24 protein-coding genes are annotated in these 24,078 nt (G+C 69.3%); 11 read left to right on the top strand and 13 right to left on the bottom strand.

Going from position 1 to position 24,078, the window contains the following annotated elements:
- Positions 1-60: 60 nt before the first annotated feature.
- From OZ671_RS02555 to OZ671_RS02525, 7 genes are all read right to left on the bottom strand, one after another.
- Positions 61-1,338 carry an MFS transporter gene (locus tag OZ671_RS02555; RefSeq protein WP_268859258.1) on the bottom strand — a complete coding sequence of 426 codons (1,278 nt, stop codon included), beginning with the start codon at positions 1,336-1,338 and terminating at the stop codon, positions 61-63.
- A gap of 164 nt (positions 1,339-1,502) precedes the next feature.
- Complete coding sequence (locus OZ671_RS02550) at positions 1,503-2,444, bottom strand: aldo/keto reductase (RefSeq protein WP_268859257.1); 942 nt, start codon at positions 2,442-2,444, stop codon at positions 1,503-1,505.
- A gap of 193 nt (positions 2,445-2,637) precedes the next feature.
- Positions 2,638-3,027: a VOC family protein gene (locus tag OZ671_RS02545; RefSeq protein WP_268859256.1), complete on the bottom strand. Its 390-nt coding sequence runs from the start codon at positions 3,025-3,027 to the stop codon at positions 2,638-2,640.
- A gap of 122 nt (positions 3,028-3,149) precedes the next feature.
- Complete coding sequence (locus OZ671_RS02540; RefSeq protein ID WP_038304196.1) at positions 3,150-3,662, bottom strand: OsmC family protein; 513 nt, start codon at positions 3,660-3,662, stop codon at positions 3,150-3,152.
- Between the two features lie 13 nt (positions 3,663-3,675).
- Positions 3,676-4,464 (bottom strand): ABC transporter ATP-binding protein, encoded by a 789-nt coding sequence (locus OZ671_RS02535; RefSeq protein ID WP_268859255.1) that lies wholly within the window; start codon positions 4,462-4,464, stop codon positions 3,676-3,678.
- Positions 4,464-5,285 carry an ABC transporter permease gene (locus tag OZ671_RS02530; RefSeq protein ID WP_038304192.1) on the bottom strand — a complete coding sequence of 274 codons (822 nt, stop codon included), beginning with the start codon at positions 5,283-5,285 and terminating at the stop codon, positions 4,464-4,466. The genes OZ671_RS02535 and OZ671_RS02530 overlap by 1 nt, the downstream gene beginning before the upstream one ends.
- 7 nt (positions 5,286-5,292) lie before the next feature.
- Positions 5,293-6,264, bottom strand: a complete 972-nt coding sequence (locus tag OZ671_RS02525) for an aliphatic sulfonate ABC transporter substrate-binding protein (protein WP_268859254.1) — start codon at positions 6,262-6,264, stop codon at positions 5,293-5,295.
- A gap of 337 nt (positions 6,265-6,601) precedes the next feature.
- On the opposite strand from OZ671_RS02525, the gene OZ671_RS02520 reads away from it, so the two are divergent.
- Both OZ671_RS02520 and OZ671_RS02515 read left to right on the top strand, forming a co-directional pair.
- Positions 6,602-7,930 carry an LLM class flavin-dependent oxidoreductase gene (locus OZ671_RS02520; RefSeq protein WP_268859253.1) on the top strand — a complete coding sequence of 443 codons (1,329 nt, stop codon included), beginning with the start codon at positions 6,602-6,604 and terminating at the stop codon, positions 7,928-7,930.
- A 126-nt stretch (positions 7,931-8,056) separates the two neighbouring features.
- Positions 8,057-8,746: a glutathione S-transferase family protein gene (locus OZ671_RS02515; RefSeq protein ID WP_268859252.1), complete on the top strand. Its 690-nt coding sequence runs from the start codon at positions 8,057-8,059 to the stop codon at positions 8,744-8,746.
- Between the two features lie 73 nt (positions 8,747-8,819).
- Here OZ671_RS02515 and OZ671_RS02510 read toward each other — a convergent pair whose 3' ends face one another.
- From OZ671_RS02510 to OZ671_RS02490, 5 genes are read right to left on the bottom strand one after another with little or no spacing between them, the layout of a single operon-like run.
- Positions 8,820-10,394, bottom strand: a complete 1,575-nt coding sequence (locus OZ671_RS02510; RefSeq protein ID WP_268859251.1) for an ABC transporter substrate-binding protein — start codon at positions 10,392-10,394, stop codon at positions 8,820-8,822.
- Positions 10,391-11,416 carry an ABC transporter ATP-binding protein gene (locus OZ671_RS02505; RefSeq protein WP_268859250.1) on the bottom strand — a complete coding sequence of 342 codons (1,026 nt, stop codon included), beginning with the start codon at positions 11,414-11,416 and terminating at the stop codon, positions 10,391-10,393. Before OZ671_RS02505 ends, OZ671_RS02510 begins: the two co-directional genes overlap by 4 nt.
- Positions 11,413-12,138, bottom strand: coding sequence for an ABC transporter ATP-binding protein (locus OZ671_RS02500; protein ID WP_268859303.1), 726 nt, complete (start codon positions 12,136-12,138; stop codon positions 11,413-11,415). The genes OZ671_RS02505 and OZ671_RS02500 overlap by 4 nt, the downstream gene beginning before the upstream one ends.
- A 16-nt stretch (positions 12,139-12,154) precedes the next feature.
- Positions 12,155-13,051, bottom strand: coding sequence for an ABC transporter permease (locus OZ671_RS02495; RefSeq protein WP_268859249.1), 897 nt, complete (start codon positions 13,049-13,051; stop codon positions 12,155-12,157).
- Positions 13,052-13,058: 7 nt separating this feature from the next.
- Positions 13,059-14,000 (bottom strand): ABC transporter permease, encoded by a 942-nt coding sequence (locus OZ671_RS02490; protein ID WP_268859302.1) that lies wholly within the window; start codon positions 13,998-14,000, stop codon positions 13,059-13,061.
- Positions 14,001-14,241: 241 nt separating this feature from the next.
- Here OZ671_RS02490 and OZ671_RS02485 point away from each other — a divergent pair, with 241 nt between their 5' ends.
- From OZ671_RS02485 to OZ671_RS02450, 8 genes are all read left to right on the top strand, one after another.
- The gene (locus tag OZ671_RS02485; protein ID WP_268859248.1) at positions 14,242-15,273 is read left to right on the top strand and encodes a LacI family DNA-binding transcriptional regulator; all 1,032 of its coding nucleotides are present in this window, start codon (positions 14,242-14,244) and stop codon (positions 15,271-15,273) included.
- Entirely contained in the window at positions 15,263-16,669 is a 1,407-nt protein-coding gene (locus OZ671_RS02480; RefSeq protein ID WP_268859247.1) for an amidase, read from the top strand. The genes OZ671_RS02485 and OZ671_RS02480 overlap by 11 nt, the downstream gene beginning before the upstream one ends.
- Positions 16,670-16,674: 5 nt before the next feature.
- Complete coding sequence (locus OZ671_RS02475) at positions 16,675-17,706, top strand: aldo/keto reductase (protein WP_268859246.1); 1,032 nt, start codon at positions 16,675-16,677, stop codon at positions 17,704-17,706.
- Between the two features lie 46 nt (positions 17,707-17,752).
- Positions 17,753-18,199: an RbsD/FucU family protein gene (locus tag OZ671_RS02470; RefSeq protein WP_268859245.1), complete on the top strand. Its 447-nt coding sequence runs from the start codon at positions 17,753-17,755 to the stop codon at positions 18,197-18,199.
- Between the two features lie 99 nt (positions 18,200-18,298).
- On the top strand, positions 18,299-19,024 hold the full coding sequence (locus OZ671_RS02465) for a GntR family transcriptional regulator (RefSeq protein ID WP_268859244.1): 726 nt from the start codon (positions 18,299-18,301) through the stop codon (positions 19,022-19,024).
- A 206-nt stretch (positions 19,025-19,230) separates the two neighbouring features.
- The gene (locus OZ671_RS02460; RefSeq protein WP_268859243.1) at positions 19,231-20,226 is read left to right on the top strand and encodes a sialic acid TRAP transporter substrate-binding protein SiaP; all 996 of its coding nucleotides are present in this window, start codon (positions 19,231-19,233) and stop codon (positions 20,224-20,226) included.
- Positions 20,227-20,357: 131 nt separating this feature from the next.
- On the top strand, positions 20,358-20,924 hold the full coding sequence (locus tag OZ671_RS02455; protein ID WP_268859242.1) for a TRAP transporter small permease: 567 nt from the start codon (positions 20,358-20,360) through the stop codon (positions 20,922-20,924).
- A gap of 11 nt (positions 20,925-20,935) precedes the next feature.
- Complete coding sequence (locus OZ671_RS02450) at positions 20,936-22,216, top strand: TRAP transporter large permease (RefSeq protein WP_268859241.1); 1,281 nt, start codon at positions 20,936-20,938, stop codon at positions 22,214-22,216.
- Positions 22,217-22,264: 48 nt separating this feature from the next.
- On the opposite strand, the gene OZ671_RS02445 is transcribed toward OZ671_RS02450, so the two are convergent.
- The gene (locus OZ671_RS02445) at positions 22,265-23,014 is read right to left on the bottom strand and encodes an alpha/beta hydrolase (protein ID WP_038304145.1); all 750 of its coding nucleotides are present in this window, start codon (positions 23,012-23,014) and stop codon (positions 22,265-22,267) included.
- A 276-nt stretch (positions 23,015-23,290) separates the two neighbouring features.
- Here OZ671_RS02445 and OZ671_RS02440 point away from each other — a divergent pair, with 276 nt between their 5' ends.
- Entirely contained in the window at positions 23,291-24,031 is a 741-nt protein-coding gene (locus OZ671_RS02440; protein WP_268859240.1) for a GntR family transcriptional regulator, read from the top strand.
- Positions 24,032-24,078: the final 47 nt, after the last annotated feature.

The raw sequence follows: 24,078 nt of genomic DNA, 5'->3' as shown, positions 1-24,078 counted from the left end.
GGCCGACGCCCCGGCGCGTCGGCATTCCCGGCCGTTGATATGTCGGCCGGTCCCGGCCCGCTATTGCAGGTCCTCGAAGGCGGTCTCGCGCAGCTGCCAGATCACCACCGTGGAGACGACCGCCGCCGCCACCAGATAGTAGGTGTGGGCGATCGGCGAGCCGAGCGTGCTGATCAGCCAGACCGAGATGAACGGCGCGAAGCCGCCGAAGATCGCCACCGCCAGCGCATAGCCCGTGGTCATCCAGGTCGAGCGGTTGCGGGTCGGAAAGATCTCGGCGATGGCGGCCGGCCCGGCGCCGGAGAACATCGCGATCATGATGGCGAACAGCACCTGTACGGCGATCAGGCTGCCGAGCGAGACATTGGCCGACAGGAGATAGCTGAACACCGGATAGGGCACGACGATGAAGCACAGGCAGCAGGCGATCAGCAGCGGCTTGCGGCCGACCCGGTCGGACAGGCGCCCCATGACCGGGATCGCCACCATCAGCGCCAGCAGCCCGATCGTGTTCGCCCACAGGGCCTGCGAGGGCGTCAGGCTCATATAGCGCTGCGTCCAGGTCGGCATGTAGTTCAGCAGGACGTAGAAGCAGACGGTCCAGACGATGGTGAAGCCGAAGGCGCGGCCGGCGAGCAGCCAGGGGCTGACCGCGGCATCCGGGCTCGGCGGCGTCGGCGTGCCCTCGGAGACGGCGCGATAGGCCGGGGTCTCCTCGATGGTCCGGCGCATGTAGAGCCCGATCGGGCCGAGAATGCCGCCGATCAGAAACGGGATGCGCCAGCCCCAGCTCTCCATCTGCGGCGCGGTGAGCACGGTGTTCATCAGCGCTGCGACGCCCGAGCCGAGCAGCAGCCCGGCGACGACGCTGGTCTGCTGGAAGCTGCCGTAATAGCCGCGCTGGTCCTTCGGCGCCCATTCGACGATGAAGGCCGTGGAGCCGCCCCATTCGCCGCCGGCCGAGAAGCCCTGCAGCAGGCGGGCGACGACGAGCAGGAGCGGGGCGAGGAAGCCGATGCTCTCATAGGTCGGCAGAAGGCCGATCATCACCGTGCCGGCGGCCATCAGGAACATGGTGAGCAGAAGCGCGTTCTTGCGGCCGCTGACATCGCCCATGCGGCCGATGACGATGCCGCCGAGCGGCCTGGCCAGGAAGCCGAGCCCATAGGCGAGAAAGGTCGACAGGAGCGCCGTCACCTCGTCCTGGGCTGGAAAGAATTTGCGGGCGATGATCGCCGCCACATAGGCGTAGACGGCGAAATCGTACCATTCGAGCACGTTGCCGACGACCGCCGCGGTCACCGCCTTGCGGCTCTTGCCCTGTTCTCCGACTGCCATGATCTGTCCCCGTTCTGGTTCGGGGCGAACTCTGTCTTAAATCTTGTATTTTCAGCAGGAATTCTACGCCCCGGAGCGCAGAATGGCGCGCCCTGCCGGGCTCGGCAACGCGCGCCGGGCCCGGCAGGGCAGCAATGCAATCGGTTGATATCGGTTGCCGCGGCTCAGGCGCTCGCCGCGTCGAGCTTTGCCACAACTTCCGCGGGCAGAACGAGGCGGGCGGCTTTTAGGATTTCGGCGAGCTGGTTGAGGTTGGTCGCGCTGACGATCGGCGCGGTGACGCCGGGCCGGCCGATCAGCCAGGCAAGCGCAACCTGGGCGGGTGTCGCGCCGAGTTCTGTGGACACCGCGTCGAGCGCGGCCAGGATGCGGAAGCCGCGCTCGTCGAGATAGGCCTTTACGCGCGCGCCGCGCGGGCTCTGCGCGAGATCGGCCTCGGACCGGTACTTGCCGGTCAGGAACCCGGCGGCGAGGCCGAAATAGGAGATGACCCCGACGCTGCGTTCGATCGCGACCGTGGCGAGGTCGCCTTCGAACTCCCGGCGATTGTAGAGGTTATAGGCCGGCTGCACGCTGTCATAGCGCGGCAGGTCCTTGGCCTCGGCCAGATCGAGGGCCGAGCCGAGCCGGGCAGCACTGAAATTGGAGGCGCCGATGGCGCGGACCTTGCCGGCCTTGATGAGGCGCGAATAGGCTTCCAGCACCTCCTCTTGCGGCGTCTTCTCGTCGTCCTGATGCGACTGGTAGAGGTCGATGTAGTCGGTCTTCAGCCGCGTCAGCGATTCCTCCACCGCCGCCGCGATGGTGGTGGCCTTCAGGTCCGGATGGCGGGCCCACATGCCGACCTTGGTGGCGATCACGACGTCGTCGCGCCTGCCGCGCCGCTTCAGCCAGTTGCCGAGCACGGTTTCGGACTCGCCGCCGGAATGCCCCGGCGCCCAAGCGGAATAGACATCGGCCGTGTCGATCGCGTTGAAGCCCGCGGCGACGAAGGCATCGAGCAGGGCGAACGAGGTCGCCTCGTCCGCGGTCCAGCCGAAGACATTGCCGCCGAACATGATCGGCGCGATCGAGAGGCCTGAACGGCCGAGCGGACGGTGGTTCATGACGGGCTCCGGTGAACTGTCGGGGACAAGGTGGCAGTCGGCCGCCGCAGCGGGGGCGCACCCTGCGCGGCGGCCATGGTGGCACAGCACCGGGCCTGGTGGAAAACGCTGGCGCCCCGCCCGGCCGGGTAACAGCCATGCTTGCAGGCGAGCCCTGCCCGGGCACTGCCGGGCGCGGGCGCCGCTGCGCCCGTCAGCGCGAACATCTGAGCTGGAACATATTGCCTTCGGGATCATGGCCGTCGCAGACGGTCGCACCTTCGAACGTCCACTCGCGCTCCGCCGGATTGACGGCGCCGCCGCGTTCGGCCGCGCTGGTTCTGGCGGCGGCGATGTTCGCGACCGAGAAGACGAGCTTGATGGGCGTCCCCTCGCGGCGCACGGGCGGCGTCTCGATGGTGATCGAGCTTGCGATGCGTTGCGGAATTTTGACGATCGCGAGCTGGTGCGCGCCGGAGCCGAGAGCGGCGTGGCCGTCGTTGATGGCCTGGATCGGGAGGCCTGTCACGGCTGCGTAGAATTCGGCGAGGCGGGGCATGTCCTTTGCGTAGAGGACAGCCCCGATCAATCCGGCCTGGGCCATGGATTCAACCTTTGCGAGGCGACGACGGGAAGGTCACGAGCGTCGTGGATGCCGATCAGCATCTGCGGCAGGGCGCCCGACGCCGGCAAGGGCCGGAACGGGAACCCCGCGAGCGGCGCCGCTCACGCGGCGCGCTTCAGATCGACGCTGACAGGCGTGCCGCCCTTGATCGTCTGGTACACGACGCAATAGCGCTCGGTGAGCTTCAGGAGGCTTGCGAGCTTCTCCTCCGGCGCGTCGGTCTTCACCTCGAAGGTGACGCGGATCGCGCGGAAGCCGACCGGCGCTTCCTTGTCGACGCCCAGCGTGCCGCGGAAGTCGAGATCGCCCTCGGCGCTCACCACGGCATCGTCGAGGCCGATCTCGAGCGCAGTCGCGACCGCCTTCAGCGTGACGCCGGCGCAGGCGACGAGCGCCTCCAGCAGCATGTCGCCCGAGCAGAGCTCGAGACCTGAGCCGCCCGAGGCCGGATGCAGCCCGGCCGTGGCGAGGGCCCGGCCGGTCTCCACCTTGCAGGCGATCGCCTGGTCGTCGATCCGCCCGCGCGCCTTCAGCACGATCACGGCGGCGTCCGGATCGGTCTTGTAGCGATCCTTGATCGGCGCCTGCAGGGCGCGGAGGGCGGTGGCGTCCATGGGTCCTGTCTCCTCAGCCGGCGGCGGCTTCGCGGTGCCGGCCGGCCGCCTTCTCTAGCGCGCCCGAAAGCGAGCTGTCGAGCGCGGCCAGCACGGTCCGGCGCAGGGCGTTGAAGCCGTCGCTGGTGCGCTCGCGCGGGCGCGGCAGGGTGTTGGCGATCTCGGTGAACAACCGGCCGGGATTGGGCTGCATGACGATGATCCGATCGGCGAGCACGATCGCCTCGTCCACGTCATGGGTGACGATGAGCAGGGTCGTCTGGGTTTCGTCCGCGCTGTCCCAGAGTGCCGCGAGCTGGTCCTGCAGGGCCGCCTTGGTGAGCGCGTCGAGCGCTGAGAAGGGCTCGTCCAGGATCAGCACTTCGGGGTCGGGAGCAAGCCCGCGCGCGATCGCCACCCGCTGGGCCTGGCCGCCGGACAATTCGCGCGGCCAGGACTTGGCCTTGTCGGCGAGCCCGACAGCGGCGAGCCGTTCGGCGACGCGCGCGGCCCGCCAGGCGGAAGGATAGCCCTCCAGCATGAAGCCGGCATTGGCCTCGACCGTCAGCCAGGGCAGCAGGCGCGGCTCCTGGAACACGACACCCACTTTCGGATGCGGGCCGGAAATGGTCTCGCCGTCGATCCTGAGCCGGCCGTCGGACGGACTGTCCAGCCCGGCGATCAGACGCAACAGGGTCGACTTGCCGCAGCCGGAGCCGCCGACCAGTGCCACCGTCTCGCCGCGCTCGATGGTCAGCGACACGCCGCTCAAGGCGCGTGTGCCGTTCGGATAGGTCTTGCCGACATCGCTGAGGATCAGCATCAGCGCGCCCCCTCTGCGACGTCCTGCCAGACGAGGAAGGGGCGCGCCACAGCCTGGATCAGGCTGTCGGTGAGCTTGCCCAGCACCGCGAAGACCAGGATGGTGGCGAGGATCTGGTCGGCCTTGCCGAGCTGCTGGCCGTCGACCAGGAGATAGCCGAGGCCTTCGGACGCGCCCATGAACTCGGCCGCGACGACGAACATCCAGCCAAGCCCGAGGCCCGCCCGCAGGGCCAGCACATAGGCCGGCAGGATCGCTGGCAGGAGGATGCGCGTCGCCAGGCGCGGGCGCGACAGCCGGGCGATCAGGCCGACCTCGACGATCTTCCGGTCGATGCCGAGAATCGCGCCGGAAACACCGAGATAGACGGGGAAGAACACGCCGACCGCGATCAGCGTTACCTTGGACGCCTCGAAGATGCCGAGCCAGAGGATGAACAGGGGCACCCAGGCGATCGAGGGAATCGAGCGCAAGCCCTGCAATGTCGGGTCGATCATGCGGCGCGCCAGCGACGAGGCGCCGGCCAGCGCGCCGAGCGCGGTACCTGCGGCAACGCCCAGGCCGAAGCCGGCGGCGACGCGGGCGAGCGTCGTCGCCACATGCAGCCAGAGGTCGCCGGACTGGTGCAGCGCGACGAGCGTCGCGGCGATCCGCGACGGCGGCGGCATGAGGCGCCCCTCGGCGAGACCGAAGCGTACCGCCAGCTCGAAGGCAAGCGCGGCCGCGGCCGGCAGGACCAGTCCGAGCGGTGCGCGGCCGATGCTGAGCCTCGGCCGGGCCGGGCGCTGCGTGGCGGCCTGTTCGGCAACCGGGAAGGTCACGGCCGCCTCAGCTCGCGGCGGGGCCGAGCGAGGCGTCGACGAGCTCGCGGCTGACCGCGGCGATGTCGACATTGGCCGCGATCACGCCGGCCGCCTGCAGCGCCTCGCCCGCCGCCTTGATGGTCGCGATCTGGGCCGGCCCGATGCGCGCATGGCTGAGGTCGGTGCGCTCGAGCTGCCGGGCGATGATCGGCTCGGCGAGCTTGGCCTCCTTGCCGAGGATCTCGGCGAGTTCCGCGCCATTGGCGCGCGACCAGACCCGTGCCCGCTCGTAGACCTTGAGCACGCGGGCGACGAGCTGCGGCTGGGCCGCGAGGAAGGCCTCGCGCGTATTGAGCACGCCCCAGGTATTGGCCTCGGCGTCGCGATGGAACAGCGTCGCGCCGTTCTCGATCTCGGCTGCGGCCATGATCGGGTCGAGGCCGGCCCAGGCATCGACGTCGCCACGCACCAGGGCGAGGCGCCCGTCGGCATGCTGCAGCGGCACGGCCTTGATGTCGCGCTCGCTGAGACCGGCGGCGGCGATCGCCCGCACCAGGAAGATGTGCGGATCGGTGCCGCGCGTCACCGCGACGCGCCGGCCGCGCAGGTCGGCCGGCTTGGCGATGCCGCTGTCGGGACGCGTCACCAGTGCCGTCCATTCGGGTTTCGAATAGACGCCGACCGAGCGCACGGGATTGCCGTTGATGCGCGCCACCAGCGCCGCCGCGCCGGCGGTCGAGCCGATGTCGAGCGAGCCGGCATTCAAGAATTCGAGCGCCTTGTTCGAGCCCGCCGACAATACCCAGCGAATGGCGATGCCGTCGCCGCGGAATTCGTCCTCCAGCCAGCCCTTGGAGCGCAGCACCAGGCTGACCGGGTTGTAGGTGGCGTAGTCGACCCGCAGCTCGCGCACATTGGCGCCCGCCCCGCGCGCAGCGAGGACGACGGGGCTTGCCAGGACGAGCGCTGCGGCGGAACGGCGGGAGAGTGCGGACATGACGGCCTCGCGGGCAAAAAACCGGGGCCGACTAAAATAATTTTGTCATGGGAGATCAATCTCTTGTGAAAAATAGAAAAATGAATCTCCATTGTCTCATGCGTGCAGCATGCAGGTCCTGCACCCGGGGGCGGTCGCAGCCGTGCTGTTCTGCGCCGGCACCCGGGCCGCCTGGGCCGGACCGGCGGTCGACGGCGGAGAGGGGTGCGCGCGGCCGGCCGGCGCCTTGACCCCGGTGGCGGCCACCGCCACCTTCGATGTCAAGGGACGGCCGGCCTTGGACCTTTCCGCGGGCGGGCGGACCGGCAGGTTCTTCCAGACATGAGGTCTTCGAGCCATGGCGCGCCAACTTCGCCTCGGCGCCTTCATGCGCCCGGTCAGCATCCACACGGCTGCCTGGCGCTATCCCGGCGCCTACCCGGACGCCAATTTCAATTTCGCCCATCTCAAGCGCTTCATCCAGACGCTCGAGCGCGGTCGTTTCGACGCCTTCTTCATGGCCGATCACCTGGCGGTCCTGAACATGCCGATCCAGGCGCTGAAGCGCAGCGCCACGGTGACCTCGTTCGATCCGCTCACCCTGCTGCCGGCGCTCGCCGCGGTGACCGAACATATCGGCCTCATCGCCACCGCCTCGACGACCTACGAGCAGCCCTATCACATCGCCCGGAAATTCGCGTCCCTCGACCATATCAGCAATGGCCGCGCCGGCTGGAACCTGGTCACCACCGCCAATCCCGACGTCGCCCGGAATTTCGGCCTCGACGCCCACATGGAGCATGGCGAGCGCTACAAGCGGGCGCGCGAATTCTATGACGTCGTCACCGGGCTCTGGGACAGCTGGGCCGACGACGCCTTCATCCGCGACGTCGAGAGCGGCGTCTATTTCGACCCCGACCGGATGCATGTGCTCGATCACCGCGGCCCGGAGCTCGCCGTGCGCGGACCGCTCAACATTGCCCGGCCGGTGCAAGGCTGGCCCGTCATCGTCCAGGCCGGCGCTTCGGAGGCGGGTCGCCAGATCGCCGCCGAGACCGCCGAAGTGGTCTTCACCGGGGTCGGCACGCTCGCCGACGGCCAGCGCTTCTATGCCGACGTCAAGGGACGCATGGCCGCGCTCGGGCGCGATCGCGACAGCATGAAGATCCTGCCCGGCGCGCTCGTCGTGGTCGGCGACACCGTCGAGGCCGCGCGCGAGAAGCGGGCCCTGCTCGACAGCCTCGTGCATTACGACAGCGCCATCGCCTCGCTGTCGATCGCGCTCGGCACGGATGCCTCCCGTTTCGATCCGGACGGACCCCTGCCGGCCATCCCCGAGACCAATGCTTCGAAGAGCGGGCGGGAACGGGCGATCGCGCTCGCAGAACGCGAGAACCTCACCGTGCGCCAGCTCGCCCAGCGGCTCGGCGGCTATGCCGGGCTCGCCTTCGTCGGCACGCCGGAAACCATCGCCGACGCCATGCAGGAATGGCTGGAGACGGAGGGCAGCGACGGCTTCAACATCATGTTCCCCTATCTGCCCGAAGGGCTCGACGACTTCGTCGACAAGGTCGTGCCGGTGCTGCAGCGGCGCGGCCTGTTCCGGCGCGAATATGAGGGGCGGACGCTGCGCGACCGCCTGGGTCTCGCCCGGCCGGAAAACCGTTTCTTCCCGTCCGCGCGGTGAGGGGCGGGCGCCGCCCCTCGAGCATGTCAGGTCCCCGTGACCTCGCGATTTCCGCTTTCGCCGCCGTCTGGTATCGCTCTCTTCAGCGAAGGCTGGAATCGCGACACGGGGGGAGACCTGACCGACATGCTGAAGTTCTATTTCAACGGATCGCCCAATCCGGCCAAGGTGGCGCTGTTCCTCGAAGAGGCGGGCCTGCCCTACGAGCCGGTGCCGATCGACGTGCGCAAGGGCGATCAGTTCGATCCGGCCTTCCTCGCCATCAATCCGAACGGCAAGGTGCCGGCGATCGTCGACGATGACGGCGCGGTGGTGTTCGACAGCAATGCCATCCTGCTCTATCTGGCCGAGAAGACCGGCAAGTTCCTGCCCGCTTCGACACCGGCGCTGCGTGGGCAGATGCTGTCCTGGCTGATGTTCGTTGCGACCGGCATCGGCCCCTATTCCGGCCAGGCGGTGCATTTCAAGCACTTCGCGCCGGAGAAGGTGCCCTACGCGCTCAACCGCTACCAGTACGAGGCCGAGCGCCATTTCGGCGTCCTCGACGCCCATCTCGCCCATCACCGCTACGTCGTCGGCGACAGCTATTCGATCGTCGACATGGCGGCCTGGGGCTGGGCGCGCCTCGTGCCGTTCATCCTCGGCGAGGAGGCCTGGGCGCGCTTCCCCAACCTCAAGCGCCTCTTCGACGAGATCAGCGCCCGTCCGGCCGCCATGCGCGCCGGCGAACTGAAGAACCGCTTCGTGTTCAAGACCGAGATGGACGAAGCGGCCCGCAGCAACATGTTCCGCCACATCGCCGACAGCGCAGGGTGAGGCAATCGCCCGCCGGCTGGTCGATCAGGGCCTCGCTCCGTCGGAGCGAGGCCTTTTCGTTGTGCGCCCCGCCTTAGCGTGGCTTGGCGACGTTCCAGTAGACCGGCAGGCCCGGCGTGAGCAGGCCGGTGAGGTTCGCCTGGTGCGCCCGCACCAGCCAGAACTGGCCGACCGGCACATAGGGCACGGTCGTCAGCGCGCGCTCCTGTACGGCTTCCGCGATCTTGCGCCGGCCTTCCAGCGTCGGCTCCATGGTGAAGGCGGCGCGCAGCTTTTCGATCGTCTCGTCGCAGGGCCAGCCGAACCAGGCGGCATCGCAGTTCGAGCGCAGCGCCAGGTGGCCGACCGGATCGCTCATGTCGGGCGCCGCCGGCCCGGACAGGAAGATCGACCAGCCGCCCTGGGCGACCGGGTTCTTGCTGGTGCGCCGGCTCGACAGCGTGCCCCAGTCCATCGCCTGATAGTCGACATTGAGGCCGATCTCGCGCATGGCCTGCGCCACCACCTGGGTCGCCGGGCTGAGCGCCGTCTCGGTGGCGTCGAGGACGACGATCCTGGCGCCGTCATAGCCGCTCTCGCGCACCATCCGGCGGGCGGCGGCAATGTCGGTGGCAGGCCAGCCGGCGCGGGTGAAATAGGGCGAGTCGCACATGTAGAAGGAGGCGCAGACCGCATAGAGGCCCTTGTCGTCGACATAGGCCCTCAGCGCCTGCTCCTGGTCGACCAGCCGGAGGATCGCCTGGCGCAGCACCTGGTTGTTGAACGGCGGCTGCGACTGGTTGAAGCGCATCACGCCCTGCAGCGCCGACAGCCGGCCGACTGTGATCTTCGGGTTGTTGCGGACCAGCGGCAGCATGTCCGGCGGCATTTCCTCGAAGATGTCGATCTCGCCGGCCTGCAGCGCGTTGAGCGCGGTCTGGGCGTCGGGAATGACCAGCCACTCGACGCGGTCGACATTGGCGCGCTTGCCGCCGGCAAGGCCGCTCGGCGGCTCGGCGCGCGGCACATAGGTGGGCGCGCGGACATAGACGATCTTGGCGCCCGGCGACCATTCGCTGCGCACCATCATGAACGGGCCCGAGCCGACGGGGTCGGTGATCGGCTGGCTCGATGGGGTCCGCGCGATCCGTTCGGGCATGATCACCGGCAGCATCGAGCTCGGCTTGCCGAGCGCGTCCAGCACCAGGCCCCAGCGGTCCTTCAGGACGAGCGTGACGGTCGCCGGATCGGTCGCGGTCAGCGAAGCCGTATGGGCCATCAGCTGCTGGCCGAGGCCGTCGCGCTCGCCCCAGCGCTTCAGGGAGGCGACGACGTCGGTCGCGGTCACCGCGGCGCCGTCATGGAACTTCAGTCCGTCGCGCAGCACGAAGGTCCAGGTCAGGCCGTCGGGCGAGGTGGTGAAACGCTCGACCATCTGCGGCTTGATCGCGCCGGTCTCGTCCTGGGCGAACAGCGTATCGTAGATCATGTAGGCGTGGTTGCGGACCATGTAGTCCGAGGTCACCATCGGATCGATGGTCTTCAGATCGCCGAACGGGCGCACCCGCAGCACGGTCTGCGCCTGCGCCGATACCGCTGCCAGCGATCCCGCGATCGCCAGGCCCGCGGCGGCGAGCGCCGCCTTCAGCCGGCCCCTCAATGTGATCATGCCTCTCTCCCTTGAACTGACATCTTGCCTGTCCCGCCTGTTGCAGCCGGCGGTATGTCCGAAGCCACCATGTGGCATGCGACCTTGTGGCCCGGCCGCTTCTCCTGGAGCGGCGGCGGCACCTCGGCGCAGACCGCGCTCGCGAGCGGGCAGCGCGTGCGGAACCGGCAGCCTGAGGGCAGGGCGCTGGCGCTCGGGATCTCGCCCGCGAGCAGCCGGCGGCTGCCGCGCTGGCGCGGATGGGTGATCGGCACGCTGTCGATCAGCGCCCGCGAATAGGGATGCAGCGGCGCGCGGAAGAAGGCCTCGCGCGGAGCGATCTCGACGATCGCGCCGAGATACATGACCGCAACCGTGCGGCTGACATGTTCGACGACGCTGAGATCGTGGCTGATGAACAGGTAAGCGAGGTCGCGCGCCCGCTGCAGGTCCTGCATGAGATTGAGGATCTGGGCCTGGATCGAGACGTCGAGGGCTGCCACCGGCTCGTCGGCCACGACCAGCGCCGGATCGAGCGCCAGCGCACGGGCGATGCCGATGCGCTGGCGCTGGCCGCCGGAGAATTCGTGCGGATAGCGGTCGGCCTGGTAGCGCGCGAGGCCCACCTGCTCGAACAGCGTGTCGACGGTCGCCTCCAGCGCCTCGCCGGCCGCGGCGCCGTAGTTGATCAGCGGCTCGGCGATGATCTCGCGCGCGGTGAGGCGCGGATTGAGCGAGGCGAACGGGTCCTGGAACACCATCTGCATGTTGCGCCGGGCGGCGAACAGGCTCGCGCCCGAGGCCTTGGTGATATCGGCGCCGTCGAGCCGGATCGTGCCGGCGGTCGGCGCGATCAGGCGCAGGATCAGCCGCGCCACCGTCGACTTGCCGCAGCCGGATTCGCCGACGATGGCGAGCGTCTCGCCGCGGCCGAGCGTGAACGAGACGTCGTCGACGGCGCGTACCACGCCCGCGCCTCGGAACAGGCCGCGCCGGAACGGGAAATGTTTCGAGAGATGGTCGACCGCGAGCAGACTGGTCATGACGGAACCTGCTCGGCGGAGGGGGTGTCCGCCGCGGCGGGATGCCAGCAGGCGACGCGCCGGCCGCCGGCCCCGGGCGCGAGCGGCGGCTCGGCCTGGCAGCGTTCGTCGGCCTGTGCGCAGCGCGGCGCGAAGGCGCAGCCCGAGGGCAGCGCGTTCGGCGGCGGCACCATGCCGCGGATCTCGGTCAGCCGGTCCGTGCCGGCCGCGAGCCGCGGGGTCGAGCGCATCAGGCCGCGCGTATAGGGGTGGCGCGCGCCGTCGAACAGCGTGAAGACGTCGCTTTGCTCGACCACCTTGCCGGCATAGAGCACGGCGACCCGGTCGGCGATTTCGGCCACCACGCCGAGATCGTGGGTGATGAACACGACCGCCGTGCCGAGCTCCTCGCGGATCTCCGCGATCAGCGCCAGGATCTGGGCCTGGATCGTCACGTCGAGCGCGGTGGTCGGCTCGTCGGCGATCAGCAGCTTCGGCCGGCAGGCAAGCGCCATCGCGATCATCACGCGCTGGCGCATGCCGCCGTCGATGCGCGCGCCGCGTGGCAGAAGGCCCATCACGGCGAGCGCGGTGATGCTCTTGCCGCAGCCGGATTCGCCGACGAGGCAGAGCGTCTCGCCCGCATCGACGCTGATCGACAGGTCGCGCACGATCGGCACCCAGCCGGTCGAGGAGTGCACGGAGACGGTGAGGTTTTCGACCGAGAGGACGGGAGCGAGCATGGTCATCTCCGCATCCTCAGCTGCGCGGCCGGCGTGCGAGGCGCGGGTCGAGCGCGTCGCGCAGGGCATCGCCGAGCACGTTGACGGTCAGCACGAGCAGCGCCAGCGCGATGCCGGGAAAGGCGACGAGCCAGGGTGCGCGCTGCAGATATTGCCGGCCGTCGGCGAGCATGTTGCCCCAGCTCGGAATGGTCGGCGGCGTGCCGGCGCCGAGGAAGGAGAGCACGGATTCGACGATCATGGCGGATGCGAAGACATAGGTCGCCTGGACGATGACCGGGGCGGCGACATTCGGCAGGACGTGGCGGACGAGCAGGCGCCCGAGTGGGGTGCCGTTGGTCAGGGCCGCCTCGACGAACAGCTGTTCGCGGATGACCAGGACCGAGCTGCGCACCACCCGCGCCATGCGCGGGATCTCGGCGATGCTGACGGCGATGACGACGTTCTGGATGCTCGAGCCGAACAGCGACATCAGCGCGATGGCGAGCAGGATGCCGGGGATCGCCATGATGCCGTCCATCACACGCATCACGACGCCGTCGAGCCAGCGGACGAAACCCGAGACGAGGCCGATGGCAAGGCCGAGCGAGGTGGTGGCGAGCGTCACCAGAGCGCCGACGGTGAGCGACACGGCGGTGCCGTTCAGCGTGCGCGACAGGGTGGAGCGGCCGAGCTGGTCTGTGCCGAACCAGTGTTCGGCGCCAGGCGGACGCAGCCGCACCAGCGGGTTCACCCGTGCGGGATCGGGGAGAGCGAGCGCGGCGACGACGGCCAGCGCGACGAACAGGAAGAGGATGGCGAAGCCGGCGAGCACCACCGGCTGAGCGCGCAGGAAGCCGGCCGAGGCCGAGAGCCGCCGGGCCAGGACGGATCTCGGACGGCGGGCGCGGCCGTTCGCCTCGATGGTCGTCATGGCCGCCTCAATACTGCACGCGCGGATCGAACAGCACATAGCTGAGATCGACCAGCAGGTTGATCAGCACATAGAGCGCCGAGAACACCAGGATGAGCCCCTGCACGACCGGATAGTCGCGGCGCAGGATGGCATCCGTGGTCAGCCGGCCGAGGCCGGGAATGTTGAACACCGTCTCGGTGACCACGACGCCGCCGAGCAGGGCGGCGATACCGACGCCGACCACCGTGACGATCGGGATGGCGGCGTTCTTCAGCGCATGGCGCAGCACCACGCGGGCCGGCATCAGGCCCTTGGCGCGAGCCGTGCGCATATAGTCCTCGGCCAGCACTTCGAGCAGGCTCGCCCGGGTGATCCGCGCGATCAGCGCGGCATAGAGCAGGGCGAGCGTCAGGCCGGGCAGGGCGAGGCTGTTGAGGCAGGGGCCGAGGCCCTTGGCGAGCGGCACGTAGCCCTGCGTCGGAAACCAGCCGAGCCCCAGCGCGAAGACATAGACGAGCAGGAAGGCGATGACGAAGACCGGCGAGGAAAAGCCGAGCATGGCGAAGGCCATCACCGCGCGGTCGAAGGCGCTGCCGGCACGCACGGCGGCGAGCGTTCCCAGCGGCACCGCGATGACGAGCGCCAGCACGATGGCGACGAGTGCCAGCATGGCCGTCGGCTCGACCCGCATGGCGATGAGCCGGGTCACCGCCATGCCGGAGAAGATCGAGGTGCCGAGATCGCCGCGCGCGAGCTGACCGGCATAGGTGAAGAGCTGTTCGGTGAGCGGCCGGTCGAAGCCGAGCTTCTCGCGGATCTCGGCGATCTGCGCGGTCGTCGCCTGGTCGCCGGCGATGAGGATGGCCGGGTCGCCGGGCGTCAGGCGCAGGAGGAAGAAGACCAGGAGCGCCACCAGCACCAGCACTGGAATGGTCGCCACCAGGCGTCGCAGGACATAGCCGAGCATGGACGTCAGGCCGCCGCAGACCGCGACGGGGGCTTGCCCCACAGCATGATCGAACCCTCCCGCCAGCACTCTTGTAAAACGTTTCAATTAAGCTGTCACACGCCCGGCAGATGCACAAGGAAAATGTTTTCAGTGTAAGCTATTGCGTTCGCGGTGAGGCCGAGCCAAGAATGACAGACGTCTTTGTAACGTTTTACAAAGGCAATGAAACCAATCCCGCCGGCCGACGAAGCGAGGTGCCATGGCGACGATCCGCGACGTGGCGCGGCTGGCCAATGTGTCGGTCGCCACGGTCTCGAACGCGCTGAACAATGCCGGGCGGGTCAGCCCGGAGCTGCTGGCGCGCGTGCGGGCCGCGGTCGACAAGCTCGGCTATGCGCCGGATGCCGCAGCGCGCAGCCTGCGCAAGGGCGCGAGCCGCCTCATCGGGCTGATCGTCGGCGACATCACCAATCCGTTCTTCGCCGACCTGTTCGAGGCGGTCGAGGATGCCGCCGCCGCGCGGGGCTATCTCGTCCTCCTCCTCAATTCGAACGAGCGGGTCGAGCGCGAGGAGGCGCATCTGCGCATGCTGCGCTCGCAGCGCATCGACGGCCTGATCCTGGCGCCGACCGGCGCGGTGTCGATGAACCGGGCGGCGCTGCTCGCGGCGCTGGAGATCCCGGTCGTGCTGGTCGACCGCGCCATGGACGGTCTCGGCTACGATGCCGTGGTGCTCGACAATCACCGCGCGGGCCATGCCGCGACCACCTATATTCTCGGCCACGGCCATCGGCGCATCGGCCTGATCAACGGTCCGGACGTGGTGCGCACCGCGGCGGACCGCCTGCAGGGCTATCGCGAGGCGCTGATCGGCGCCGGCATCGGCTTCGATCCGGCGTTGGTGCGCGACGCGGCTTTTCAGGAACAGGCCGCCTATGACGCGGCCATCGACCTGCTCGGCGGCGCCGAGCCGCCGACCGCGATTCTCGCGGCCAACAACAAGATGACGATCGGTGCGCTGAGGGCGCTCGCCGATCTGGGACTCGCCTGTCCCGGCGACGTCTCGATCGTCGGCATCGACGACCTGCCCTGGGCAGAGGCGGTGACGCCACGGCTCACCATGGTGGCGCAGCCCGTGCGCGCCATGGGCGAGGCGGCGCTGGAGCGGGTGGTCGAGCGCATTGCCGGCAGCCTGGTGACGCCGGCCACCACCAGGGTCATGGCGCCGCGGCTCGTCGCCCGCAATTCCTGCGCCGCCCCACCTCGTGCGAGAGTGATCCATGACCGATGACCTGATCCGCCTCGGCGCGCTGGAGGCGCGCGACCTGCTCCGGCGCGGCGACGTGACCTCGCTCGACCTCGTCGAGGCCGCGGCGCGCCGCATCGCGGCGGTCGAGCCGGCGGTGAACGCCCTGCCGACGCTCTGCCTCGACCGGGCCCGCGAACAGGCGGCCGCGGCCGATCGGGCGCGCCGCCAGGGCGAGGCCACCGTGCTCGCCGGCCTGCCGCTCGCGATCAAGGACAACAACGATGTCGGCGGCGTGCGCAGCACCGGCGGGACGCTGCTGTTCAAGGACCGTGTCGCCGAAACCTCCGACCGCACCGTGGCGCTGATCGAGCGCAACGGCGGCGTCGTGCTGGGCAAGTCCAATCTCTCCGAGCTCGGCGGCGCGCAGACCACCAACAGGGTGCTCGGCACCACCCGCAATCCCTATGACGTCAGGCTGACCTGTGGCGGATCCTCGGGGGGCGCGGCGGTGGCGCTCGCGACCGGCGAGGCCTGGCTCGCCCATGGCAATGACTATGGCGGCAGCCTGCGCATTCCGGCCGCCTTCTGCAATGTCGTCGGCCTCCGGCCGACGCCGGGCCGGGTGCCGCGCAAGCGCCTCGCCGATCCCTTCGACACGCTCGCCGTGGAAGGCCCGATGGCGCGCAGCGTCGCCGACCTCGCCCTGTTCTTCGACGCCATGGTCGGCTTTGATCCGGGCGATCTGCTGACCGCGCCGATGGCCGAGCCGCCCTTCCTCGAGGCTGCGCTTGCGCCGGCAAGGCCGGCACGCCTCGCCGTCTCGGCCGATCTCGGCGTGCTGCCGGTAGCAGCCCCGATCCGTGCCGCGCTCGAGGCCTTCGCCAGCCGGCTGGCCGCGGCCGGCGTCGCCGTGCACCGCGGAGCGCCAGACGTGTCCGAGGCCATGACCGCGTTCCGCGCCCTGCGCGGCGCCGGCTTCTATGGCAATTGGAAGCCGTTCCTGCCGGCCGAGCGCGACAAGTTTCCCGACGCCGTGCTCGCCGATCTCGACCGGGGCCGGGACCAGCCGGGCGCGGCGCTCGCGGAGGCCCATCGCTATCGCGCCGAGCTGTTCCGGCGCACCACCGACTTTCTCGACGAGCATCGCTTCCTCGTCTGTCCAGCGGCCCAGGCCATGCCCTTCCCCGTCGAGACGCTCTATCCTGCGGCGATCGAGGGCGTTGCGTCGACATCCTATCTCGACTGGATCGCGATCACCGCCATCTGGTCGATGCCGAGCCTGCCGGCCATTGCCGTTCCCATCGGCTTTTCGCCCGAAGGTCTGCCGATCGGCGTGCAGATCCTGGCCCATGCCCGGCAGGAGGCGGCGCTGTTCCGCCTCGCCGCCTGGATCGAGCGCGAGCTCGGCCTGCCGGCGCGGCCGATCGATCCGAGGTGACGGTGGTGGCCGCCCGGACGCCGTCAGCCGCAGCGCTGCCCCGCCGCCGCATCGGCGACCGCCTCGAGCCGACCTTGATCGGTTTCGGCGGCGCGCCGCTCGGCGACCTCTACGCCCGGCTCGACGAGACGGCCGCGCAGGGCGCCGTGGCCGCGGCGCTCGACGCCGGCATCAACCTGATCGACACCGCGCCGCTCTATGGCCACGGCCTCTCCGAGCAGCGCATCGGCGCGGCGCTGCGCGGCGTGCCGCGCGAGCGCGTGATCCTCTCCACCAAGGTCGGCCGCTGGATGGATCCGCGCGCGGGCCGCGGCGACGGCTCCGGTTATGTCGGCGGCCTGCCGCACCGGGCGGTGGTCGACTATTCCTATGACGGCGCGCTCAAGGCGTTCGAGCAGTCGCTGATCCGGCTCGGCACCGACCGCATCGACATTCTCCTCATTCACGACGTCGACCGCTGGACCCATGGCGAGGCTGTCGAGGACCATTTCCGTGCGGCGATGAACGGCGCCTATCGGGCGCTCGTCCGGCTGCGCGAGGAGCGCGCGGTCGGGGCGATCGGGGTCGGCGTCAACGAAGCCGGGATGTGCGAACGCTTCGCCCAGGCCGGTGATTTCGACGTGATGATGCTTGCCGGCCGCTACACGCTGCTGGAGCAGGGCGCGCTTAACCGCTTCCTGCCGCTCGCCGAAGCACGCGGCATCGCGGTCATGCTGGCCGGCGTGTTCAATTCCGGCATCCTCGCCAGCGGTCCGAGGCCGGGCGCCTACTACAACTATGCGCCGGCCCCGCCGGCGATCCTCGACCGCGCGCGGCGCATCGAGGCGGTGTGCCGTGCCCATGGCACGCCGCTCGCGCATGCGGCGCTCGCCTTTCCGGCCGCGCATCCGGCCGTCGCCTCCATCGTGCTCGGCGCGGTCGCCGCCGCCGAGATCCGCGCGAATGTCGCGGCCGCCGCGGCAACGGTGCCGCCGGCGCTCTGGCAGGAACTGAAGGCCGAGGGGCTGCTGCCGCCGGATGCGCCGACGCCGGCCTGATTCACCCTCCTACCCCGCGCGCCGCCGCGCCGAACAGGACACCATCATGCTGAAGGGTCTCGATCCGCTGCTGTCGCCCGATCTTCTCTGGGTGCTGGCCGCCATGGGCCATGGCGATGATCTCGCGCTGGTCGATGCCAATCATCCGGCCGAGCGCATCGCGCAGGCCACCGTATCCGGCCGCATCGTGCGCTTGCCGGGCCTGACCATGGCCCGCGCGGCCCGCGCGATCCTTTCCGTGCTGCCGATCGACGATTTCGTCGCCGATCCGGTCCGGCGCATGGAGGTGGTCGGCGAGGCTGCCGCTATCCCCGCAGTGCAGCGCGAGGTGCAGGCCGAAATCGACGGCGCCGCCGGGCGTCCGCTCGCCATGGCCGGCCTTGAGCGCTTCGCCTTCTACGAGGCGGCCGAGCAGGCCTTCGCCATCGTCCAGGTCGGCGATGTCAGGCCCTATGGCTGCTTCCTCATCCGCAAGGGCGTGATCGCCGGCTGAGCCCGGCGACCGGGTGCCGGCGAGCCCCGTTCATTTCCTGCTTGCATCTTATATATAAGGCATACATGCTCTCGTCCTGTGAGGGGAAACGAGGTGGCCATGCCGCTTCCGGACGCACGACCGGCGCGCTCGCCGCGCGGCCGCACCGCGGCCGAGGCAGTCTATGCGGCGCTGCGCGACGACATTGTCTCGCTGGCGCTGAAGCCGGGCTCGCAGGTCAACGAGAAAGCCATCGCGCTGGCCCATGGCGTCAGCCGGACGCCGGTGCGCGAGGCGATCCTGCGGCTCGCCGGCGAAGGGCTCATCGACATCGTCTCGAAGGCCGGCACCTATGTCTCGCGCATCCGCCTGTCGGCGCTGGCCGAGACCATCGTGGTGCGCAAGGCGCTGGAGGAGGTGACGGTGCGCGCGGCCGTGGCGCATGCGACCGAGAGCCAGATCATCGGGCTGCGCGCCGTTCTGGCGCGCCAGGTCGAGGCCATGGCGGCGGGCGACCAGGCCGCCTTCCACCTCGCGGACGAGGCCTTTCACGAGGCGATCGCCCGGGCCGGCCGATTTCCCGGCATCTGGACGCTGGTGCAGAACGTCAAGCTGCAGGTCGACCGCTACCGGCGGCTGACCCTGCCGCAGCCGGGCCGCATGGCGCTGGTGATCCGCGAGCACGGGGCGGTTCTGGATGCGATCGAGGGGCGCTCGGCCGATGCCGCCGCCGAAGCGATGGGGCGGCACATTGCCGGCCTCAACCTCAATCTCGAGGAGATCCTGCGGATCAATCCCAGTCATTTCGAGGAGGATGTCGCGGCGATCGAGCGTATCGTCGCCTGACGGCGGCGGGCATCGCCCGTGCCGCCGATGCCGCCCCGGCCGCTGCGGCCCTTGTGCCGCCAGGCCCGGGATGCCTCGCCGGCCCGGCGCGCCGGCGTGGCGGGTCGCCACAGGAACATGCCGCGAGGTCGGGCACACGGCCGCGGATCGAAGTGGCGGGTCTACCGCCCGGCAATGAGGAAACACGGCACAAGGGAGGATCACCCATGACCATCACACGCCGCCGCGCGCTGGCAGCCGGGGCTGGCCTCGGCATCGTCGCGGCAACGCCGCTGCGGGCCCAGGCGACCAAGCTGAAATGGGCGCATGTCTACGAGATCAACGAGCCCTATCACACCGAGGCGCAGTGGGCCGCGCAGGAGATCGCCAAGCGCACCAACGGCAAGTTCCAGATCGACGTCTTTCCGGCCTCGCAGCTCGGCAACGAGAACCAGATCAACGAGGGCCTGAGCCTCGGCACTGTCGACCTGATCTATACCGGCGTCGCCTTCGCCGGCTCGATCCACAAGCCGCTGGCGATCACCAACGCGCCCTATGTGCTGCGCGACTACAATCACTGGAAGGCCTATCGCGACGCGCCGCTGTTCCGGCAGATCGCCTCGGGCTACGAGAGCCGCACGCGCCACAAGGTGGCGGCGCTCACCTACTACGGCGCCCGCCACGTCACCGCCAACAAGGCGATCAACAAGCCCGAGGACATGCGTGGCATGAAGCTGCGCGTGCCGCCGGCGCCGCTGTTCCTGATGTTCACGAAGTCGGTCGGCGCCAATGCGACGCCGATCGCCTTCGCCGAGGTCTATCTCGCCCTGCAGCAGGGCACGGTGGACGGCCAGGAGAACCCGCTGCCGACCATCATGGCGAAGAAGTTCTACGAGGTGCAGAGCCATATCATGCTCACCGGCCACATCACGGAATCGCTCGTTTCCGTGGTCGGCAGCCACGTCTGGTCGCGCCTCGGCGACGCCGAGAAGACGGCCTTCCAGGAGGTGCTGATGCAGGCGGCCTCGCGCGCCTCGGAGGCGATCCGCGCGTCCGAGGGCCAGCTTGCCGACGAGCTCCGGAAGCTCGGCAAGACCGTTATCGAGCCGGACCGGGCGGCGTTCCGGGCGGTCGCGGTTCCCCTGCACAACGACGCTTCCGCCGGGGCTGGCTGGTCGCGCGCCGAATATGACGCGCTGCAGGCGCTCGCGCCCTCAAGCTGAGCCCTGAATCCCGGGCGGGGATTCCCGCCCGTGCCGCAGCGGCCGCGGCGGTCGTTCGCCGCCGCGGGGATCACTGCGGCGAAAGCCGTTTGCCGCCACTCCGCAGCCAGCATGCCAGCCAGGGGCCCGCCATGCACGAGCCGTCGAAACGAGAGGCCGACCCGGCCGAGGACGTCCACCTGATCGTTGCCGAGGACGAGGAGGTGACGGTCGAATATTTCCTGGAGGACTGGCTGTCGATCGCCCTGTTCTGGGGCCTCGCCGCCATCATCTTCCTGCAGTTCTTCACCCGCTACGTGCTGAACGACAGTCTGGCCTGGACCGAGGAGATCGCCCGCTATCTCCTGATGGTGCTGGTCTTTGTCGGCGGCGCCATGGTGATGCGGCGCAACAGCAACATCTCGGTCGAGCTGGTGATGAACGTCATGCGCGACGGCTGGCCGCGCCGGCTGCTGATCGCCGCTGTCGAGATCGTCAAGTTCGGCTTCCTCGGCCTGCTTGCCTATTTCTCGATCCTGATCACCGAGCGCATGCACAACCTCTACATGACCGTCGTCGACTGGCCGATGTCGCTGGTCTATGGCGGTATCGCCGTCGGCTGCTTCCTGATGCTGCTCCGCCAGGGGCTCAATCTCTATCGCGAGGCGCGCGGCGGTTTCCGCCGGCCGCTGCCCCACCCGACCTCCAAGGCGGACTGAGCGGACGCGCCATGGCCATCGTCATCTTCATCTTTCTCGCCGCCCTGATCGCCGGCCTGCCGGTGTTCATCGCTCTTGCCGGCTCCTCGCTGATCTACACCCACTTCATCGCCCATATTCCCGATTTCGTGGTGCTGCACCGCATGGCCGGCGGCCTCGATTCGTTCCCGCTGCTGGCCGTGCCCTTCTTCATCCTGGCCGGCAACCTGATGAATTCGGCCGGCATCACCAACCGCATCTACGATTTCGCGGTGGCGATCGCCGGCTGGATGCGCGGCGGCCTCGCCCAGGTCAACATCGTGGGATCGGTGATCTTCTCCGGCATGTCCGGCACCGCCATCGCCGATGCCGCCGGCCTCGGCACGATCGAGATCAAGGCGATGAAGGATCACGGCTATTCGACCGAATTCTCGGTCGGCGTCACCGCGGCTTCCGCAACCCTCGGGCCGATCATCCCGCCGTCGCTGCCCTTCGTCATCTACGGCATGATGGCCAATGTCTCGATCGGCGCGCTGTTCCTTGGCGGCATCATTCCCGGGCTCGTCATGACCGTCTTCATGATGAGCTATGTCTGGTGGTGCGCGCGCAAATACGGCATGGGCCGGGACCAGGCGTTCCGCTGGCGGGTGCTGGGCTACACCTTCATCGCCGCGGTGCCGGCGCTGCTCACTCCGGTCATCATCATCGGCGGCATGACCTTCGGCTGGTTCACGCCGACGGAGGCGGCGATCGCCGCGTGCGCCTGGGCGCTCATCCTCGGCGCGCTGCTCTACCGCTCGCTTTCCTGGAAGCAGCTCTACAAGGTGACGCTGGACACGGTGGAGACCACCGCCGGCGTGCTGCTGATCGTCGCCGCCGCCTCGCTGTTCGGCTGGGTGCTGACGACGACGCGCCTCACCGAGCAGGCTGCCGACGCGCTGCTCTCGATCACCACCAACCCTTATATCATCCTGGTGCTGGTCAACCTCCTGTTGCTGGTGGTCGGCTGCTTCCTGGAGACCATCGCGGCGATCAGCATCCTCGTGCCGGTGCTGATGCCGATCCTCATCAAGGTCGGTGTCGATCCCATCCATTTCGGCGTGGTCATGACGCTGAACCTGATGGTCGGGCTCCTGCACCCGCCGCTCGGCATGGTGCTCTTCGTGCTCGCCCGCATATCCGGGCTTTCGGTCGAGCGCACGACCGTCGCCATCCTGCCCTGGCTGGCGCCGCTCGTGCTCTCGCTCGTTGCCATCACCTTCATTCCCGAACTGACGCTCTGGCTGCCGCGGCAGATGGGCATGCTGAAATAGCCGGGAAGCCGGTCGTCGCCGTGGCGGCGGCCGGCCCGTCCGGAGGGCTCAGCCCAGTTCCGCGAAGAAGCGGCCGACCCGGTCGACGATCAGGTCCTTGTCGTTGTCGAGGGTCGCGACATGGTAGGAATTGTCGAGCCAGAGCAGGCGGGTATCGGCCGAGCTGATCCGCTCGGCGATGCGGCGCGCATTGGCCGCGGGCACAATGTGATCCTCGTGCGACTGCACGATCAGCGTCGGGCAGGTGATCTTGGGCATGAGATCGGCTGTGGCGCCGATCAGCACGTAGATCTGCTTGATGCAGGCGACGGGCACCTCGGCATAGGCGAGCTCGGTGACCCCCGGCGCCTTGATGTCGGAGCCGATGCCGGGGACGCGTGCCGGGGCCTCAGGGCTCGTGATCAGCTGGGCGAGATCGGGTCCGAGAATGCCGGCGGCGCCATTGATCGGCGCGATGCCGGCGACGAGATCGGGAAAGCGCGCGGCGAGATTGAGCGTCAGGGTGCCGCCCATGGACAGGCCGGTGACGAACACCTTGCGTTTGCGGGCAGCAAGGCGTTTCAGTGCCGCCTCCACCGTGCCGAGCCAGTCGAGATAGCCGGTCTTTTCCATGTCGTCCGGCGAGGTGCCGTGGCCGGCCAGGCAGGGGCCCTCGACGCTGAAGCCGAAGCGTTTGTGCAGCGCTTCGCCGAGATAGCGCATGCTCTGGGTCGAACCGGTGAAGCCGTGCAGGACGAGCACGCCCCGGTCGTCGCCCTCGAAGGCGAACGGTTCGGCTCCCGCGAGATAGTCCGTCATCGGCGCTGCTCCTTGCAATCCCGTATTGTCGCGAGCCCTTCTGTGGGCCTGCCCGGCACTGTAGCCGGCCCCGGCGAAGGTCACCATGGCAGCGAAGCACCCGTCGACAGGCTTGCGCCGACCTTCGCTGGCGGGGCATGACCGCGGCCCCATCGCGCGCGATCCCCCTGTCGTCGCGGCTCTGCGGGAGACGGCGCGCCGCGGCGCTGGCGATCGAGCCGCAGCCGCGCGCCGGCTTTGGCCAGCGCCCTGATTCTGGCTTATCCATGCAGGGCCATGACCGAGACAGCCAGCGCCGGCCAGCCCCGGCATATCGCCCTTGCCGCAACGCTCGCCGACGAGATCGGCGCGGCGGCCTATCCGGTCGGCGGGCGTTTCCCGACCGAGGCGGACCTGCGTGCGCGTTTCGGCGTCGGCCGGCATACGGTGCGCGAGGCGCTGAAGATCCTGACCGAGCAGGGGCTGATCGGCCGCCGCCGCAAGACCGGCACGGTCGTGCTCGCCGCCCGGCCCGTCTCGCATTACGCGCACAGCCTGCGCGACCTCAAGGGGCTGCTCGATTTCGCCGAGAGCACCGTGCTCGACATCCGCTACGAGAGCTTCGTTTCGACCGCCGACCGGGCGCCGGACGAGCTCGCCGGCCTGCCGGACAAGCGCTGGCTGCGCCTTGCCGGCGTGCGCCGGCGGCGTGGCGACGGGCAATTGCTGTGCTGGGCCGAGATCTACGTGCCGGATCGGTTCGCGCCCGAGCGCGAGGGCCTGCGCGGATCGGAGCGGGCGGTCTACGAGCAGGTCATGGCGCGGCATGGGCTCAGGCTCGAATATGTCGAGCAGAGCGTCACCGCGGTGGCGCTGCCCGGACCCATCGCGGCCCTGCTCGCAGCCGATCCCGAAAGTCCGGCGCTGCGGGTGGTCAGGCGTTATGTCGCCCATACCGGCGCCACCTTCGAACTGTCGCAGAACCTCTATCCCGCGGGCCGCTATTCGATGCGCAGCCTGCTGCGGCAGCGCGCCTGACGCCGCCGCGGGCCGGCGGATTGCATGTTTCTTTTTCCCTCATTAAG

Origin of the sequence: Phreatobacter sp. AB_2022a (assembly GCF_026847585.1) — a bacterium.
Classification (GTDB): domain Bacteria; phylum Pseudomonadota; class Alphaproteobacteria; order Rhizobiales; family Phreatobacteraceae; genus Phreatobacter.
This window is presented reverse-complemented; position numbering and strand designations above follow the sequence as displayed.